Here is a 17128-nt window from a genome sequence, read left to right as displayed (position 1 = left end):
GACTATTCTGTTAACGGATCGAACAATTGCATAAACGCGACGCCACTGCTAGACTCATATGACTGCACTACACCTGTAGGACAGGGCGCTGTATAATCACGATGCATAATACCTCGTGCAGTATCTCGATTCCGCCAAGCGCTGTTAATATTATCATATATCCATGCCCGGTATTGATCCTGATCAGCTTCTTCAATCAGCAGGTGGATATAATGTGCAAAAATAGATTTAAGCACACCCTGTTCATTCCAATCGCCTTCCGCGGGTAGGATGCCGCTAGCATCGGACATTTCATTTTTTGTGTAGTCTGCTGCCTTAACAGCGTCATCTAAGTAAGCCGAACTGTCTGTCGCCTGATAAAGCATTACCGCAGCGCCGATGCAAGTTCCCTGATTATACGTATAGTCTTCATAGCCTGGAGGATTATCGCCAATCTTATGATCGGCTACCTGCCCATTGCTGTTATTGAAAAGGTTTTCTTTAGACCAAGCATAGATATCCTTTGCTTTATCTAAGTAATCTACTTCACCGGTAATATGGTACAAACGCATCGCCGCTATTACTGTAGGATAATTGATACAGGCATTTTTTCCAGTATGATCAAAAGACCAATACATCCCCCCGTCCACCGGATCGTATGAATCACGCCAAACACGGGCGAAACCACTGATTGATTTTTCGAGGTATACGGGATTCTCTGTCAACTCATACGCTCTGGCCAATGCAATCACCCACCACATGATATCATCATAGATAAACCATTCCGTCGTATTTTCCCAGTTATATCCATCATACTGATCGTATCCTCCTTGATAAATGTCATGCACCAAACTTAAATCTACCTCATCACCTGTGCGTATATAGCGATGCATAGCTATGTCCCAATAAATAGCTTGTGTCCATATAGCACCTATATCATCCTGATCGGTATTGCTATAATACAATTTTGCCGTAGGATTATAATAGTATGTATTAAATGCATTAAAAGCGGCTGTGGCATCTGCGGCTGTATACGATTGCTCTTCTGTCAGTGAAAGAGATGCCGCCATAGGATCGACCATTTTTTCGGAACAAGCAATGCTACAAACTGTAATATAAAGCAGTATTATTCCTACGCTATATTTGATAAGCGATTTTTTTACTATTCTATTCAACTTATTCATTTTTATAATTAATTAGTATTTCCTATTTAACGTATTTTTTATGAAGTACTTGTGTATATTTTACCAGCCGGGGTTCTGCACCAGTAAGCGATCAACATTGATGTCATTTGCAGGTATCGGAAATAGATAATGTCTCTTATTGAACACTCGGGTTTCAAAAGGCACCACATTTAGAAAATCGGGTAGGTTGCTGTTGATATCGAGCCCGTAGATCGGACCATTATCGGTTTCTTCAGCTATTTTCCATCTACGAGTATCGAAAAAACGTACATTCTCAAAAGCCAATTCTACTCTACGTTCTTTCCAAATAGCCGCTCGCATAGCGTCTTGGCCATCAGGAGCAGGTAGTTCGGCCGACCCGTAGTTGGGTATGCCGGCACGCTCACGAATTAAGTTCAGGTACCTCAATATGTCAGCGTTACCGGGATCCGCCTCGTTAAGTGCTTCGACATAATCTAAAAACACGTTTCCCAGCCGATATAGTATATTGGTTCGCTGACCTGCATCCCAATCGCCCAAGCCCATTGCTTTACGTACTATATATCCGGTTGGTGAATAATCATTGCCTCCAGTCGCTCTTCCTGAATTGCCATTATTGTACAATTCTGTTACAATACGCACTCCACCATTGGTGTTTAACCAAATACTACCATTATACGTAATGTTTACATAGAAACGAGGTTCTCTATTCACCCATTGATTATAAGTACCTTCTTCCGTGTATTGCGTTGCTTCCTCTGCAAAACCATCTTCTAGGTATCCAGATATGGGGTCGTCTATACTTCTTCCATTAGCCATAAAAAAAGCATCCACCTGATTTTGCGTGGCACCTAAACCGCCACTGCCTCTAAACTCCCGTTCATAGCCATTATGATAGGGTGTCATTTCGTACTGGCGGGCAGTCATCGAATTTCCTACACGGCAAAGGATAACCTCCTGATGCCAATCGGTAAGAAACAGATCACGACAGGAAAGATAAGCATCAAAATTGCCGTCAACATCATTTTTACGGAAAAGATCATAAGTTCCCGGCACAAACTCGGCAATAAATGCACGATAGGCGTCGGCAGCACGTTGCCATTTACCGGCATCATAACTTTGGCCGACCAACGGCGTACCATCTAAATTTTGCAAGCCTGCAAGGTCAGTATTACCATTGAATAAAGGACTTGCGGCCAATAGAAACGTTTGCGCGCGGAAAGCCATGGCAATACCTTTGGTGATGCGGCCAAAATTATTATCATTTGATGGAACTACCGGAAGGTCCGCTGCGGCCAATTCCAATTCATTGGCAACATACTGGACGCACTCTTCCATGGTATTTCGGGGCAATTGTACCTGCTCTATCGGTGCATCCGGCTCGATAACCTCTTCTCCAAGAATAATAACTGGGCCAAATAATCGCATCATGTAAAAATAATACATGGCCCGAAGTGCCCTTGCCTCGGCAAGATACTGTGTTTTTAATGCTTCAGACATATCCGGCACCAGATGCACATTAGTCATAAAGAAACTCGCCGAACGTATACCTCTGTAATAATTCGTCCAAAAATCTCCGACAAAACCAGAAGTTGCGTCCCAATTGCCGATATTCATATTATTCGATTGTACAAAACCCCAGACATACTCGGCCTCGTCGGAACCTCCGGTCCAAAGGCCTGCATTTTCATCACCTCCGGGATTACGCTGTCCGAATTCATTCGGAATACGCGAATACACATTATTCAGAAATTTTTCTGCCGTTATCCGATTAGCAAAAGTTTCTTCTAAAGTTAGACGATCATCCGGAACCTGATCAAGAAAACCCTTCTGACAAGCGCTGGTAAGGATCAGAACGGTAATCATTACAATATTTAGGACTGTTTTCATAAATGTATCATTAAGCGTATAGCGTGTTAAAATTTAAGATTTAAACCGAGAGATAAGGTAGCGGCCAATGGATACTTACTTCCATTGCTGGTATTTAGTTCCGGATCCCACAGATTGAATTTACTGAAGGTTAACAAGTTCATACCGATCAGGTATACAGCGGCATTCTGTATGCCGAATTTGTTCGTGAAATGCCGTGGTAGATTATAGCTGATCTGTGCTGACTTTAGCCGCAAAAAACTTATATCCTTCACCCACCAACTGTTTGATTGGATATTATTGAAATTCTGGTCTTCACCGTAAGCAAGTCTTGGATAAAAGGCATCTTGGCGTGGATTTTCGGGTGTCCATCGATCGGTTATGTTACTGTAAGAATTGCTTAAACCGCCACCGCCATTGAAAGGAATAATTGCCGAACCGCCCAACATGACATCTGCATCATGCACTCCTTGAAACAAGGTACTGAGGGCAAAGCCTTTGTAGGAGAAATCAAATCCAAAGCCGTATACGGTTGTAGGTACATCTCCGCGGCCGATCCGTGTTCGATCATAATCGTTTATGAGGCCGTCACCATTCAGATCAGCAAATTTAATGTCTCCAGGTCGTATCTTTGAGCGATCACCCGGAACCGCACTATTATCGATTTCCTCTTGTGTATCAAATAGTTTTTCGGCTATATAGCCATAGCGGGATAACACGTTATTTCCAAGATAGCTCATCCACGGATACGGTTGCTCAGGCCGATCGTCGTTCACCAATTTATCCATGTTATAGGTAATATTTCCACGCAGTCCGAGATTAACCTGCCCTAGCTGAAAATTGTATTCAAGCGTTGCATCAAAACCTCTGTTATCCACCACACCCAAATTCCCAAAAGGTGCATTTTCGAGTCCAATGAAGCTCGGAACTGATTGCCGCTGCAAGAATATGCCTGTTCTATTCTCCCTAAAAATGTCAAATATGAGGTAAAGGTTATCTTTTAATGTTCTTATTTCTACACCTAAATTCTGTTTCCGTGATTCGGCCCAACGAATATCCACGCCATAATCGGTTACATTGATACCACCGGTATTCTGAAATCCTCTACCCAAAGCATAACCTAACGCATTGTCGGCTACCAAAGTAAGATAAGCAAATCGTCTCCCGTTTCCATCGCCTATACGGCCAATACCTGTCACCCCGTCTGAATACCTGAATTTTAAGAAGGAAACAGCCCCTTTTAGCGGTTCAAAAAACTTTTCGTTGGAAGGTACCCAGCCCAACCCGAAGGCAGGAAAGAAACCGTAGCGGTTTCCGGGAGCAAAAAGTTCCGAGCCGTTATATCCTGCATTGAGTTCAACGAAATAGCGATCGTCATATGAATATGTGCCCCGCATAGCCAGCCCTACCTGACGCTCCGGAATGGAAGACGTAAAGCTGCCAGCAAAGGGGTTATTATAATCCTGTGTATAAAATAACGCCAAACCTCCCACACGATGTTTCCCAAAACCACGATCATAATTGGCAGACGCCTCGGTATAAAAACGCCTATTACCTGCTCTATGGGGGTCATATCCCAAATAATTTCCGCCGCTATTAAATGTTTCTACTAAATTCAAGCTTCCGTCTTCATTATAAGGCCGATTCATGTCGGGAAAATAAGTGCTTTCCCGTTTCGATCGTTTGATAAAATTCTCATTATAAGCATCAAAAGAAAACATGGCACTCACATTAAGTCCTTCCGTGAGCATCGCCAGATCTTGAGTTAAGCGGATATTCGAATAGAGTTGATTTCTAAATTCCGTACGATAGCCCCTTCGGGTTAAATCGGCATAAGGGTTTCGGAACCCCCCTTGTGCAGCTCTACCCGGTATAAAACCCCCAGGATACATCACGGGATACTCTACGGGCGATACGTCAAAGGCCGAACCAAAAATATCTTCTGTATTTTCGCCTGGATAATTGCCATTGGAAACGAAGCCCTGCAGGCCTAAATCCAGTCGAGTTGTAGCCGTTAATTTTAGGTTGAGGTTACTGGTAAAATTATAGCGTTTAAAATCCAGGGCGGAATTATACTGTTCCAGATCATCTGTTCTCAGAAAACCCGTTTCGTTGAAATAAGCAAGCGATACATAATACTGTGCATTCTCCACTCCACCACCTGCATTGAGATTGGCGCGTCTGTTTCTGCTCGTTTCGTTAAATATCTCGTCCATCCAGTTCACATTCGGGTAAAGTAAAGGGTCAATACCGGAGGCCGTGTTGTTGATATACTCTTGACTGTATCGCTCTGAAAGCCCTCTTCCCACGCTTGCTTCATTTGCCATATTCATATAAGTGATACCATCAGCAAGTTTCGGCCTACGGGTAAAAGTGCTTATTCCTTCATTGTAGTCGAAGAAAATCTGTGGTTTTCCGATTTTTCCGGATTTGGTTTTCACCAAGATTACACCGTTTGCCCCCCTAACACCATAAACAGCCGTTCCGGAAGCATCTTTCAATACCGTGAAGGATTCAATATCTTCAGGATCAAGGTTATTGATCGAACGTTCCACGCCATCTACCAGTACCAATGGCGCACTGGAGTTGCCGCCAAAAGTAGCAATCCCCCGGATCCAAATATCTGCCGTACTTCGCCCCGGTTCTCCACTTCGCTGAACGCCTACTACCCCAGCAAGCCTACCTGCCAGGGACTGGGTAAGACTCGCCACCGGCAATTTTAATTCATTCGGACTCACTGTTGATTGTGCTCCGATCAAGGAAACCTTTCGTTGTGTTCCGAAACCCACAACAGCGACTTCTTCCAACTCCGTAGCATCAGCCTCTAAAACAATCAGCACGTCGGTTTGATTATTCAGGGGCACCTCCTGTGTGCGAAACCCTACATACGACACAACCAATACACTATTGCTTGGTACATCTAAAGCAAAAACGCCGTTTTCGTCAGTGCCGGTTCCGATGTTCGGATTCTCCTTCACACTAATAGAAACTGAAGGTAGGGGTTCACCATCAACATCTACTACTTTGCCGGTAACCGTTACTTGCCTTGCGCTGGCAATGCTCAAGGGAACGGTTGGTTTGATAAGCACCGTCGTATGATCGATGCGATAAGTTAGCGGCTGTTCCTTAAAGCATGCGTCTAGAATCTCTCTTAAAGAGACATCATAAAAATCAAGACTCACCGGCTTTGATCTTTCTAAGTCTTCCGTAGCATAGAGGAAATCATAGCCCGTTTGTTCCCTTAGTGTTTTTATTACCGTTTTGATGGATGCATTCTTCACCTTAATGCTCGCATTCTGCGCAAAAACAGTTGCTTTAGCCTGCAAAATGGTAGCAAAAAACAACATAACACATAATTTCATGACGAATAGACGTTTAATGAAAGCATAGGTCTTCCTGCTGCACGTAAATGCAGTATTTTTTTTATACATTTGAATATTAGGTTATAATTAATAAATAATATGTTACAATTGGTTAATTACCTAATATGGCTATTTTAAGCTTTAACCAGAGGTGTTTCCCCACTTCTGGTTTGTTTGGTAATTATTATGCTTAAATACTCCTTAAGTCATCACAATAACCCTCCTTCCTTCTTTTTTAAAACGCACCTTTGCTAAGTCTTCAAGATATTTCAATAAATCATCCAAACTTTTCGACCTAGAAAAGGTGCCTCCTATTTTCCTTTTCGGGCTATCTCCCTGAAAGATGATATCGACATCGTACCATCGGGATATATTTTTCATGATGGTTTGAATATTCTGGTCTTCAAAAGTAAAGTAGCCATTCTTCCATGATATGGCTAAACTGGCATCAATATCATTCTTCTTCAAGAGCTTGTGTTGCTTAAAATTAACCACTTGCTGCCCCGGCGCTAAAGCCATTTGCTGTCCTCCTTTTTTCACCTCAACGCTCCCTTCTAATAGTGTGGTGACTATCCGACTTTCATCCGGATAGGCATTAATATTAAAATGAGTACCGGTAACAAGCGTTTCCTGCTGTTCTGAGGACACAATAAAGGGCACTTTTTCTTGGCTTTCACCACTATGCTGACCATTGACTTCAAAATACGCTTCACCAAGCAATTGCACGCGTCTTTCCGTGATATCAAAGCACGCTGGATAACGAAGCGATGAAGCCGCATTGAGCCATACCTTAGTGCCATCGGGTAATATCACCTTATATTGACCTCCACGGGGAGTGGAAACTATATTATAGACATTCGCTTGATTTTTATTTTTTACAGGAGATACGCCTCTTGTATCGTATACAATTTCTCCGTCTTCGTTTTTGGAAATACGAATACCTGATTCTTGAGCGATCTCTCCCGTTGTAGTTTCAGCCAGTTTTATCCGCGATCCGTTTGACAAGGTTAGGGTCGCTGTTTTGGTTCCCGGCAAAACAGCCTCCCGTAATGTACCTGTTTGAAGGAGCTTGGTTTTATCAGAATCAACTATGAATGTTCCGTAGCCATAATAGAGCATGGATACCACTAATAAAATAGAGGCCGCGATACTGATAGTTTTCAAACGATAGATTCGTTTCGTTTTTTCTCCAGACCCACCGTAACCCATCTGCTTTAACTGCTTTTTGATACGAGATCCGGTCGTCATTCGCTGTTCTCCATCTGTCCATTCCCAATAAGTCTTCCTCGACCGAATATCCGCCCACTCTTCAAGTAACTGGATTTCTCTTGCGGAACATTTATTTTCACTATAACGTTTTAGTAAATTCTCAATATCATTTCGGTTCATAGAAGCTATCGTTCACTTGGATTAATATAGAAGAGTAGATTTTAAGCGATTAGTGGTACAGCCACCGCCAACAAAAACATAAACAACTGTAAATGAATATAATAATTTTAAAATAAAGAGAAGTTACACAGTTATAAATATTTACAGATTAGGAGTATGGCAACGCTAGACAGGTATTCCCTATTAATTTTTGTTTTTAAGTATTTCAGCGAACGATGAATCTGTTTTCTTACCGTCTCATCGGAAATCCCAAGCCGTTCGGCTATCTCTTTATAAGATAAATGTTCTTTTCTGCTCAGCAAGAACACTTCCTTCATTTTCTCCGGTAATTTATCTATTTCATGATCGATAAAAGCATTTAATTCTTTCAGCACCACTTTTTCCTCCGGGTTTTCCGATTTATCAGAAAAATACTGAACCAGTGAATCTACATAATCCAGTTTCTGAACATTAGCCTGTATATGTTTAAGTGCTTTATTTCTAGCAACCGCGAAGAGGTAAGCTTTCAATGATTGAATTTGGCCAAGCTTGGTATTCATCCGCCACAGGGCCATGAATGACTCTTGTACTAAATCCTCAGCGTCACCTGCGTCTTTTACAATACGCATGGTATACAGGAACAAGCCTTCCCAATATTTATCATATACGATATCATAGGCATTCGTTTTCCCGGATAATAGCTGTTGTAGCAATATATGGTCTTCTACAATTTCCATGTAGTGGGCTGTTAACTTCTAATGCTATAGGTTTTCAAGCGTTCCGTATTTTTAACCAGGTTAAAGGTAATACATATTTATTTAAGGAAACAACTCTTTATAGGATTTGGATTTACGATACTTTGCGCTGACTATTTGACAAGCAAAGGTCAAGCATAAGTAATAAAAACGGAAAAAAATTCAGTAGAACCTTTTCTCGGTATAAACGTTTTTTAAATGGCATACACCTTGTTTAAGGTTTAAGGTGTTTTTTTGATAAAAAAGGAAGTTCTATGCAGCCTATTATCTATCAAAATATCATTTACGAAGATCAACATTTAATTGCTCTGAACAAACCGGCCAACTATTTAGTAGAAAAAGTGTCTAATGATGATGTGCCTTTAGACGAATTGCTCAGTCAGCACTTGTCAGATACTTATGCACGGCCAATGCGGGCACAGGCCGTCCATCGATTAGATCGACCGGTAAGTGGGGCACTCATGTTTGCTAAAACCGAAGAAGGCCTACAAGGTATGCAGCGATTATTTAAATATAGAAAGATAAGGAAAACCTACTGGGCAGTTGTACGTCAGGCGCCAGCAAAAGAAAAGGACAAACTGGTACATTGGCTAACACGCAATCGCGAAGAAAATATCAGCACTGTTTACAACGAACCCTGCCGTGATGGCCTTAGAGCAGAACTTGATTACCAGTTACTGGGTGAGGTTGACGGTTATCATTTAATAGAAGTATTCCCAATCACCGGTCGGACACATCAGATCAGGGTACAATTGGCATCTATGGGCTGTCCTATTGTGGGCGATTATAAATACGGTTTTCCTCGGGAAGGCAGCAGACCCTCTATTTTGTTACATGCTAAAGAGCTCACCTTTGATCATCCCATTCATCAGGAGAAAACAACAATCAAGGCAGGCCTACCTGTGTATCATGCCTGGAGAAAATTTGAAAGCTTTTATCAGCGAACATCATTGGCCATGGCTTAAGAAAAGAAACACCAATAACTCTATAAGGCGCAGAGAATCAGTGCAGACTCCGTAAAAACAGGCCTTATGTTAAAAAGGGAATAATTTGCTTGGCGTGTGCGCCTCTTCCATATAGTCGCTGATCTGTTTGACTATCGCAGGATGAGAAGCAGCTACATCATGTTCTTCCCTGGGGTCTTCCAACAAATTATACAACTCAATAGGGCCTTTGGGATTCTTGGCTACTTGCAGGCGGATTCCCTTCCAATTACCTATCCGTATAGCTTGCCTACCACCGTCTTCATGGAATTCCCAATATAAATAAGCATGTGCCTCTTGGGCCGACTCATCTCCCAACAGGATAGGCAATAAAGAAACGCCATCCGTGTAATTCGCTTTCGGGGTGCCTGCAATATCCAATAAAGTAGGCATCACATCCCAGAAAGAGCCGATGAAGGCACTTTCACTTCTTGCTCTGATTTTTCCTGGCCACCGAACAATGTAGGGTGTTTTGATCCCACCTTCATATAAATCTCTTTTAAAACCACGCAAACCACCTGAACTATTGAAAAATATTGGATCGGCTCCTCCCTCCCGGTGGGCGCCGTTATCACTGCTAAAGATAACTAAGGTATTTTCCGTAAGTCCCAATTCATCCAATTTAGCTAGCACCTCCCCTACATAGGCATCCATACGGCTAACCATTGCAGCAAATGTAGCTCGTGGCTTCTCCACTCCCGCATAGCCGGCAACCGTTGCGTTCGGGCCGTAATCATTTCCTTTATAAGGGTGTTCTTCAAAACTATTTTCATACATTTTGTAATATTCATCTTCCGGCCCCTGAAGTTCGGCATGAGGTAAAACCGTGGGTATAAAGAGGAAGAATGGTTCTTGTTGATGCTCCTCGATAAATTGCAACGTCTTTTCCTGAATCAAGGTTGGCGCATAATGCACTTTATGGGCTAAATCATTACCTTCGAGCATCACTTTTTGTTCATTATGCCACAAATGCGTAGGATAATAGCGATGCGACTGCCGCTGACAAATATATCCAAAAAAAGTATCAAAGCCTTTTTTTAAAGGTGCCCCTGAAGTGCCTACCATTCCTAAGCCCCATTTCCCGAAAGCTCCGGTAACATAACCCGCCTCTTTTAAAAGTTGTGCGTAGCTTTGTACCGAATCTGCCAAAGGTTCTTGCCCCTCTGGTTCAATTTCCTTATTCCCTCTAATATACGTGTGCCCAGTATGTTGCCCGGTTAGTAATGCCGAACGAGAGGGCGCGCAAACAGAAGTGCCCGCATAGAACTCCGTAAATCGCATACCTTGTTCTGCCAAACGATCGATATGAGGTGTTTTTATGATCTGTTGTCCATATACACCCAAATCGCCATACCCCAAATCGTCGGCTAGGATAAATACGATATTGGGACGTTGATTTTCACTTTGCGCAAAACAAAAATTGATTGCAAAAAAAACAATAACACTAAAAAACGCTTTATTTATCATGGTTGGTTATTTCTTGCACACTCCTTTGAATTGTGCTACAATAATAATAATCTTTGATAAAAAGCAAAGCAATTAGATCATTTAATCTAATTGCCCTAAATAAAATTTATCCATACTCCTGAATGGAATTGCCGCTAAAAAATGGTTGTTTGTAACATTTCAGACATGACAGCCGTTATAACAGCAACTAACCATTAAAACTAACACCATGATGAGACGAATACTAGCATTTTTTTTATTAGGCTATGTCTTATTACCTTTCATTTCCTGCGACAAAAATGGTCTGGAACTAAGTCAAGAAGAAGAAAGGAGGCAACTTGATGAACTGCGACAAGAAATTGAAGCATTGTCGCTGTCGCACATTTGTGAAAACGCTGAAGACTGGCGCGTTACGGCCATTGGTAGTAAAGCCTGCGGTGGTCCAACAGGTCACATTGCTTATTCTACCAAATTAGACACCAACAGTTTTTTGAAGAAAGTGAACGAGTACACTCATAAAGAGTTGGCATACAATAAAAAATGGCCAGTTTACTCCGATTGCAGTGTGCCTTCTCCACCAGATCAGATCCTATGCAAAGATGGAAAACCCGAATTGGTATGGTCATCCGCCAGCTTACCTTAGTACGGCGTCAATTGCCAGATATTTTTTGCTGACATCTTCAATATTCACGGAACCTGATTTGGCCAGATCTGAGCTACTTATTTTTCGATGAAAATTATATTTCCCTCCGTCCCATCGCCAAACAGGAAGCTCAAAGCCCGGTCCGCCAATAACCAGATCCGGCCACTCTTCACCAGCTGCTTCCAACACGTCGGGTAAAGTACCGGGAAAACCCAGGTAGGCCTGATAATCCGCACCGCCACTCACCTTTAAAAAAGCAATGATATTGCTCCCGGTCATTCCTGAGGTATATGAGTTGCCATATAAGATGAAATACTCTTCCATACCATCTTTATTTAGGTCTGTGGGGAAAACATACGCTTCAAAAGGGTAGTCCTTTGCCTCTGCTCCAAGGATAAACCGTTTACCGTCATCCGCTACAGCAAAACCCAATTGACTATATATACTGTTTTTCTCCGCAATACTTAGCTTGCACTTTAAATCTCCAAACAGCAAGGCCGCGCCTTGGCTTAACTGTCCATTATCACCAGATGCATAATTGGTTGTTTTATTCGCGATAACAGGTGTAGGCAGGGCAACCTTAACCAGCTTGTCGCTGCTTTCTTTGACGCCCCATCCCAATTGGCCATTTGCATTGATCCCATAAGTCCAGATATTTCCTTGCAGATCGACCAAAGCCGTAAAATTCATTCCCAAATGTGCCTCTCGCCATCTGCCATTGATATGCATTCTTTTTAGTACTGTCGAGCCCGATTCTTCACCGATTTTAGTCGCATTATAGCGTTGGTAGTTTCCGCTATGCCATAAAGAACCATCGCCCTCCAAGGCTATGGTATAGTTATCGCCAAAGGCAAAGTCGATCCAATTACCTTCTACCGTTAGTCTTTCCGGGTAAAGTCGCTCCTGCTCATCACCCAAACCTAGTTTTCCAGAGCGGTTTGATCCCCATGTCCAGACGGTGCCGTCCTTTTTTACCGCAACCACACTGGCTCCCCCATGCCGACTATGTACATAAACATTTTCCCAGTCACTATCCACCCCTACCTGCGTAGGCACCTGCACCACATCGTTAACTGTCCGTATACCCAATATATTGCTACCGGTATTCCTTCCCCAAGCCCATAAAGTACCATTGCTTTTTATTGCAAAATTTACATGCTGTCCAGCCACTGCCTGATTCCAATCTTGATCAGTTCCTACCTTTGTGGGGATATAAACGCTCGAATTAGCAGTTTTTCCTACACCTAAGCAGGCATTGACGTTCGATCCCCACACCCATAGTGTACCATCATTTTTCAACCCCACACTATTGCTTGAGGCTGTCGAAACAATCCTCCAGTCGTTGTCTATACCTACCTGTGTAGGATAATGTGCCTTCGAGTTACCTTGTCCAAGTCCCATTTCGGCACTATTTCCCCAACCCCACGCCCATAAGGACCCATCTTGTTTTATCGCCAAACTATGAAAAAAAGCCGCCGCAACCATCTTCCAGTCGTTGGTAGTTCCAATTTGTCTTGGTGTATATTCCTTACTTAATACCCCTAAACCAAGTTGCCCCTGTGTATTATCTCCCCAACCATATAAGACACCGTCGGCTATCGCCAGCACATGATAGTATCCCACCACCACTTGCACGTTTAAGGGTGAGATGGTACTTTCTTGCATTCCCTGCGGCTCTCCTTGCCCTTCCTTTGCTGAATCCTTACTTTTTTTGCGAAATAGATTTTTTAATGTTTCTACATTTTGCTTCACTTGTTCAACCGCTTCCTGAGTTGTTTTCGCTTTCGTTTGGGCACCACTGTTTCCAGGCAAGAAAAGCAATGCCATCATCAAGTACTTCCACATATTACTGTAATTTGCACATTAAATTACTCAAGATTACACCATAACACAAGGACCATTTATTTTTCGCTACTTATTACTTATTTTTTGCGTAATTTTAACCGGATCACCACCTAATCAACCACTTATGCGCAGCTTGGGCTTTTTCTTATGCTACCTGTCATTTACTGTGGCACTGCAAGCAACTATAGACTCCCTTCGGCAGCAGCTTGCACAAAATAACCTTAACGATACGGCAAGAATAACGCTCTTGATCGATCTCGCATTCTACAACTCTTCAACAGATCCTAATGCCGGTATCCGTTACGCTGAAGAAGCCATCAGGCTGGCACAAGAAACACAACAGGATATCAGATTAGCAAAAGCGTACAGCTACAAAGCCTTAAACCTTCACCAAAGCGGTCAAGATTCACTGGCCATCATCTGGTTTAAAAAAGCCATACAAACCGCCCGGCAGCGGAAGCAGGTGATCAACGAAGCCAGTGCACAACATAACTTAGCCTTGTTGTATACCGATAGGGGTGAATACGGAAAAGCCCTTGCAATACGGCAACAGGTTAATCTGCTCTTAGAAAAAGCTGGTGACCAACAACGTTTGAGTAATGCACTGAACAGTACAGGCGCTATTCATTTACATTTGGCCAACTATCCCGAAGCGCTCCATTTTTTTCAAAAATCCCATCAGATGGCGCTTGAGGGTAATGAACAGTACATTTCCCAGCTTGCGCTTGAAAATATCGGTCTTGTTCATAAAAAGATGGGTAATTACGCTAAAGCCTTACATTATTACAATCAGGCCTTAGCAGGTTATATGAATGGCCAAAATGCCCTATCCAAAAGCAATCTGCTTGCCAATATCGCTTCGCTGTATGATGAACAAGGTAACCAAACAAAAGCACTTAACCTATTTAAAGAAGCCTTGCTGATCAACCAAGAGGCAGGATACCCAAGAGGCGAAGCGCGGTGTTTAACAGGGATCGCTACGGTTTATGCGGGCATGAAGCATTATCCGGAAGCCTTTTTATTCTTCAGAAAAGCCGATAGCCTGTTTGTCCATAGCCCAGACCCAAACGCTATGAGCGCACTATATACTTCTTGGGCAGAGGCCATCGAAGCTGCTCCCGACAGCACACTCCAGCATGGTGGATATGGAGCAGCAAATCGTCTCTCCATAACCCTAAGCCTCGCACAGAAAGCACTTAGCTATGCACAATCAAGTGAACTGAAAGAAAGAGAAATGCATTTGATGTATTTCATCAGTAAGGTTCACGAACAGTTACAAGAACATCCGGAAGCGCTAAAAAGCCTTCATCGCTACGCCTCGTTAAAAGATACCCTCTTAGGGGAAGACCGTAAGATAGCCATTGTTAAAAAAGAATTACAGTTTGAAGCCGACAGAAAAGAGCTCCAGAACCAGTTGATGCTACAGCGTGAGCGTACGCAACAAAAATTGATTATTATATGCGCTACATTTTTACTGTTACTTGGAGTGATCGCTTTTATTATTTATAAAAAACGCCAAAATTACCGGCAGCGGCAGCAGGAACTTCTACTGCAAACAAAAATAAGTGATACGGAGATGAAGGTACTCCGTTTACAGATGAACCCTCATTTTATTTTCAACTGCCTGAACTCCATTAGTCATTATATTCTAAAGCAGGATTACAAGCAAGCCGACTATTACCTCACAAAGTTCGCCAAGCTCATGCGTACTACACTTGAATATTCACAAGAAAAACTTATTCCGCTTGAAGATGAACTGGACCTGCTCACGCATTATATCAAACTTGAACAGATGCGTATGAACAATACTTTTGCATACAGCATAACGGTAGATCCGGCCATAGACATTGAAAATACCAGCGTACCTCCTTTAATTCTTCAGCCTTTTGTAGAAAACAGTATATGGCATGGTTTTTCTGACGGTACAAGCCTTGGACATCTGAATATCACTATCCTTCAGCAAAACCAGCACTTGCTATGTACCATCGAAGATAATGGGAAAGGTCGTAAGGTCCGGCGCGCACAAAAAAGAAAATCCTATGGCATACAGCTTACACGGGAACGCCTGCAACTCTTAAGCAACGAAAATGGAAGCCATACGGCAGATATCAGTATCAACGACTTGACACCCGGCACGCGCGTGACGGTAAAATTACCTATAGTATGAGCGATTGTATGATACGTACGTTAATAATTGATGATGAAGCACACGCCATCGAACGATTGACGCAGCTTTTGGCGCATCACTGCGGAGACGATATCCGAATATTAGGGCATGCCCAACAGTTTGAGGAAGGATTCAACGCGATACAATCCACTCAACCGGATTTGATATTTCTTGACATCGAAATAGGCGAAAATACTGGTTTCGAGTTGTTACGGCGTTTTGATCAACCCAGTTTTTCGGTGATATTTACTACAGCTTACGAGCGGTATGCCCTACAGGCAATTAAATTCAGCGCCCTGGATTACCTGCTTAAACCGATCGATCCGGAGGATTTGATCGTGGCTGTGGAAAAAAGAAAAAATTTATACGAAGCCAAGCAGCACCATGCACAACTTGAGCTTTTATTTAACAATTTATCTTTGTTTAAGCAAGGGCTTTCGAAGATAATGGTTCCCTCCTTACAGGGTTTTGAATTACTGAATATAACAGAGATTACCCGTTGCCAGAGCGATGTAAATTATACCACGATATTTCTCGTTAATGGAAAAAATATCATGGTGGCTAAAACCATCAAGGAGTTTGAACATCTACTATCCCCCCATCATTTTTATCGTATCCATCAGTCGCACCTCGTCAACCTCCAATATGTTCTTCGTTATCATAAAGGAAAGGGGGGCACCGTTATTCTCCAAGATGGCCATGAGCTACCTGTAGCAACACGTCGAAAAGATGGTTTTCTACAAAAAATTCAAAGCGTCATTTATCGTTCAAAAAGAAACGGATAAGCAATACCTATAATCGCTTAATAAATCAAGCTTGACTTTTTTCTTAAATTGACATTCCTTCGTATATCGAAGGAGAAAAAATATAAAATATTATGTTGATTTTATTTACCCTGCTTATTCTAGGTCTGTTGTTTGGTACAGTAAGTTCTTATAACAGTTTACAAAAACTTGCGCAAGATGTAAGGGCGAATGGCTCAAACATTCAAGTTGCGCTAAGTAAAAAACTCGCTTCGATCAATCAATTAATTGATGTGGTCAAGAATTATCAAGAGGGTGAGCAATTAGTGCAACTCAAGGTATCTCAGGATACTTCTACTGCCAACATGGCCAATTCTTACCAACAATCTGGAACCGTTTTGGCCACCGTTCAGGGCATCGCAGAGAAATTCCCCAATTTGAAGGCAAGTGAACAATACCATCGTTTAATAGACAGTATACAAGCTTGCGAACTGAACATTCAACAGTCGCGTGAGAAATACAATCACGCTGTAAAAGAATACAATACAAAAAGGGTAAGGGTACCCACTGTTTTTATTGCCAAGTCCTTCGGTTTTCCGGAAGCGCCCTATTTACAGTTCGACATTTCCGGCATCAATGAGATAACTTCATTGAAGGACTTTAAGACCGACGATGGCGAACGTTTACAGCAAATGCTAAGTGGAGCTGGCAATAAAGTCGTTAATCTCGCTAGTAAAGCAGGCAAAGTAGGTAAAGACTTTGCCACCAAAATAAAGGAAAATAACACCAATAAATAGCAACACTT

12 protein-coding genes are annotated in these 17128 nt (G+C 42.3%); 5 read left to right on the top strand and 7 right to left on the bottom strand.

Features of this window, described 5'->3' with window-relative positions; genetic code table 11:
• Positions 1-2: 2 nt before the first annotated feature.
• From H8S90_RS09340 to H8S90_RS09320, 5 genes are all read right to left on the bottom strand, one after another.
• Positions 3-1154 carry a glycoside hydrolase family 76 protein gene (locus H8S90_RS09340; protein ID WP_222852268.1) on the bottom strand — a complete coding sequence of 384 codons (1152 nt, stop codon included), beginning with the start codon at positions 1152-1154 and terminating at the stop codon, positions 3-5.
• Positions 1155-1223: 69 nt separating this feature from the next.
• Positions 1224-3032 carry a RagB/SusD family nutrient uptake outer membrane protein gene (locus tag H8S90_RS09335; protein ID WP_187342283.1) on the bottom strand — a complete coding sequence of 603 codons (1809 nt, stop codon included), beginning with the start codon at positions 3030-3032 and terminating at the stop codon, positions 1224-1226.
• Between the two features lie 26 nt (positions 3033-3058).
• Positions 3059-6373 (bottom strand): TonB-dependent receptor, encoded by a 3315-nt coding sequence (locus H8S90_RS09330; protein WP_187342282.1) that lies wholly within the window; start codon positions 6371-6373, stop codon positions 3059-3061.
• A gap of 201 nt (positions 6374-6574) precedes the next feature.
• Positions 6575-7762, bottom strand: coding sequence for a FecR family protein (locus H8S90_RS09325; RefSeq protein ID WP_187342281.1), 1188 nt, complete (start codon positions 7760-7762; stop codon positions 6575-6577).
• Positions 7763-7893: 131 nt separating this feature from the next.
• Positions 7894-8478: an RNA polymerase sigma factor gene (locus H8S90_RS09320; RefSeq protein WP_187342280.1), complete on the bottom strand. Its 585-nt coding sequence runs from the start codon at positions 8476-8478 to the stop codon at positions 7894-7896.
• 272 nt (positions 8479-8750) lie between these two features.
• Between H8S90_RS09320 and H8S90_RS09315 the strand changes: the two genes are divergently transcribed.
• A complete protein-coding gene (locus tag H8S90_RS09315) occupies positions 8751-9461 on the top strand; it encodes an RluA family pseudouridine synthase (protein WP_187342279.1) in 711 nt (236 codons plus the stop codon).
• A 69-nt stretch (positions 9462-9530) separates the two neighbouring features.
• Here H8S90_RS09315 and H8S90_RS09310 read toward each other — a convergent pair whose 3' ends face one another.
• Positions 9531-10946, bottom strand: coding sequence for an arylsulfatase (locus tag H8S90_RS09310; protein ID WP_187342278.1), 1416 nt, complete (start codon positions 10944-10946; stop codon positions 9531-9533).
• 208 nt (positions 10947-11154) lie between these two features.
• On the opposite strand from H8S90_RS09310, the gene H8S90_RS09305 reads away from it, so the two are divergent.
• Positions 11155-11568, top strand: coding sequence for a hypothetical protein (locus H8S90_RS09305; protein WP_187342277.1), 414 nt, complete (start codon positions 11155-11157; stop codon positions 11566-11568).
• On the opposite strand, the gene H8S90_RS09300 is transcribed toward H8S90_RS09305, so the two are convergent.
• On the bottom strand, positions 11560-13413 hold the full coding sequence (locus H8S90_RS09300) for an RCC1 domain-containing protein (RefSeq protein WP_187342276.1): 1854 nt from the start codon (positions 13411-13413) through the stop codon (positions 11560-11562). The two genes, H8S90_RS09305 and H8S90_RS09300, sit on opposite strands and share 9 nt — an antisense overlap.
• A 124-nt stretch (positions 13414-13537) precedes the next feature.
• On the opposite strand from H8S90_RS09300, the gene H8S90_RS09295 reads away from it, so the two are divergent.
• The 3 genes from H8S90_RS09295 (at position 13538) to H8S90_RS09285 (ending at position 17120) form a co-directional block, all read left to right on the top strand.
• Entirely contained in the window at positions 13538-15580 is a 2043-nt protein-coding gene (locus H8S90_RS09295) for a tetratricopeptide repeat protein (protein WP_187342275.1), read from the top strand.
• The gene (locus H8S90_RS09290; protein ID WP_187342274.1) at positions 15577-16365 is read left to right on the top strand and encodes a LytTR family DNA-binding domain-containing protein; all 789 of its coding nucleotides are present in this window, start codon (positions 15577-15579) and stop codon (positions 16363-16365) included. Before H8S90_RS09295 ends, H8S90_RS09290 begins: the two co-directional genes overlap by 4 nt.
• 92 nt (positions 16366-16457) lie before the next feature.
• Entirely contained in the window at positions 16458-17120 is a 663-nt protein-coding gene (locus tag H8S90_RS09285; RefSeq protein ID WP_187342273.1) for a LemA family protein, read from the top strand.
• Positions 17121-17128: the final 8 nt, after the last annotated feature.

Source organism: Olivibacter sp. SDN3, assembly GCF_014334135.1.
Lineage (GTDB): Bacteria > Bacteroidota > Bacteroidia > Sphingobacteriales > Sphingobacteriaceae > Olivibacter.
Note: the sequence above shows the minus strand (reverse complement) of the source record. Positions and strands in the feature narration are given on the sequence as shown.

What these genes read in the sequence shown, in the direction of transcription:
- H8S90_RS09335 (WP_187342283.1), bottom strand. Translation starts at nt 3,032, where the DNA reads ATGAAAACAGTCCTAAATATTGTAATGATTACCGTTCTGATCCTTACC.
- H8S90_RS09330 (WP_187342282.1), bottom strand. Translation starts at nt 6,373, where the DNA reads ATGAAATTATGTGTTATGTTGTTTTTTGCTACCATTTTGCAGGCTAAA.
- H8S90_RS09325 (WP_187342281.1), bottom strand. Translation starts at nt 7,762, where the DNA reads ATGAACCGAAATGATATTGAGAATTTACTAAAACGTTATAGTGAAAAT.
- H8S90_RS09320 (WP_187342280.1), bottom strand. Translation starts at nt 8,478, where the DNA reads ATGGAAATTGTAGAAGACCATATATTGCTACAACAGCTATTATCCGGG.
- H8S90_RS09315 (WP_187342279.1), top strand. Translation starts at nt 8,751, where the DNA reads ATGCAGCCTATTATCTATCAAAATATCATTTACGAAGATCAACATTTA.
- H8S90_RS09310 (WP_187342278.1), bottom strand. Translation starts at nt 10,946, where the DNA reads ATGATAAATAAAGCGTTTTTTAGTGTTATTGTTTTTTTTGCAATCAAT.
- H8S90_RS09305 (WP_187342277.1), top strand. Translation starts at nt 11,155, where the DNA reads ATGATGAGACGAATACTAGCATTTTTTTTATTAGGCTATGTCTTATTA.
- H8S90_RS09300 (WP_187342276.1), bottom strand. Translation starts at nt 13,413, where the DNA reads ATGTGGAAGTACTTGATGATGGCATTGCTTTTCTTGCCTGGAAACAGT.
- H8S90_RS09295 (WP_187342275.1), top strand. Translation starts at nt 13,538, where the DNA reads ATGCGCAGCTTGGGCTTTTTCTTATGCTACCTGTCATTTACTGTGGCA.
- H8S90_RS09290 (WP_187342274.1), top strand. Translation starts at nt 15,577, where the DNA reads ATGAGCGATTGTATGATACGTACGTTAATAATTGATGATGAAGCACAC.
- H8S90_RS09285 (WP_187342273.1), top strand. Translation starts at nt 16,458, where the DNA reads ATGTTGATTTTATTTACCCTGCTTATTCTAGGTCTGTTGTTTGGTACA.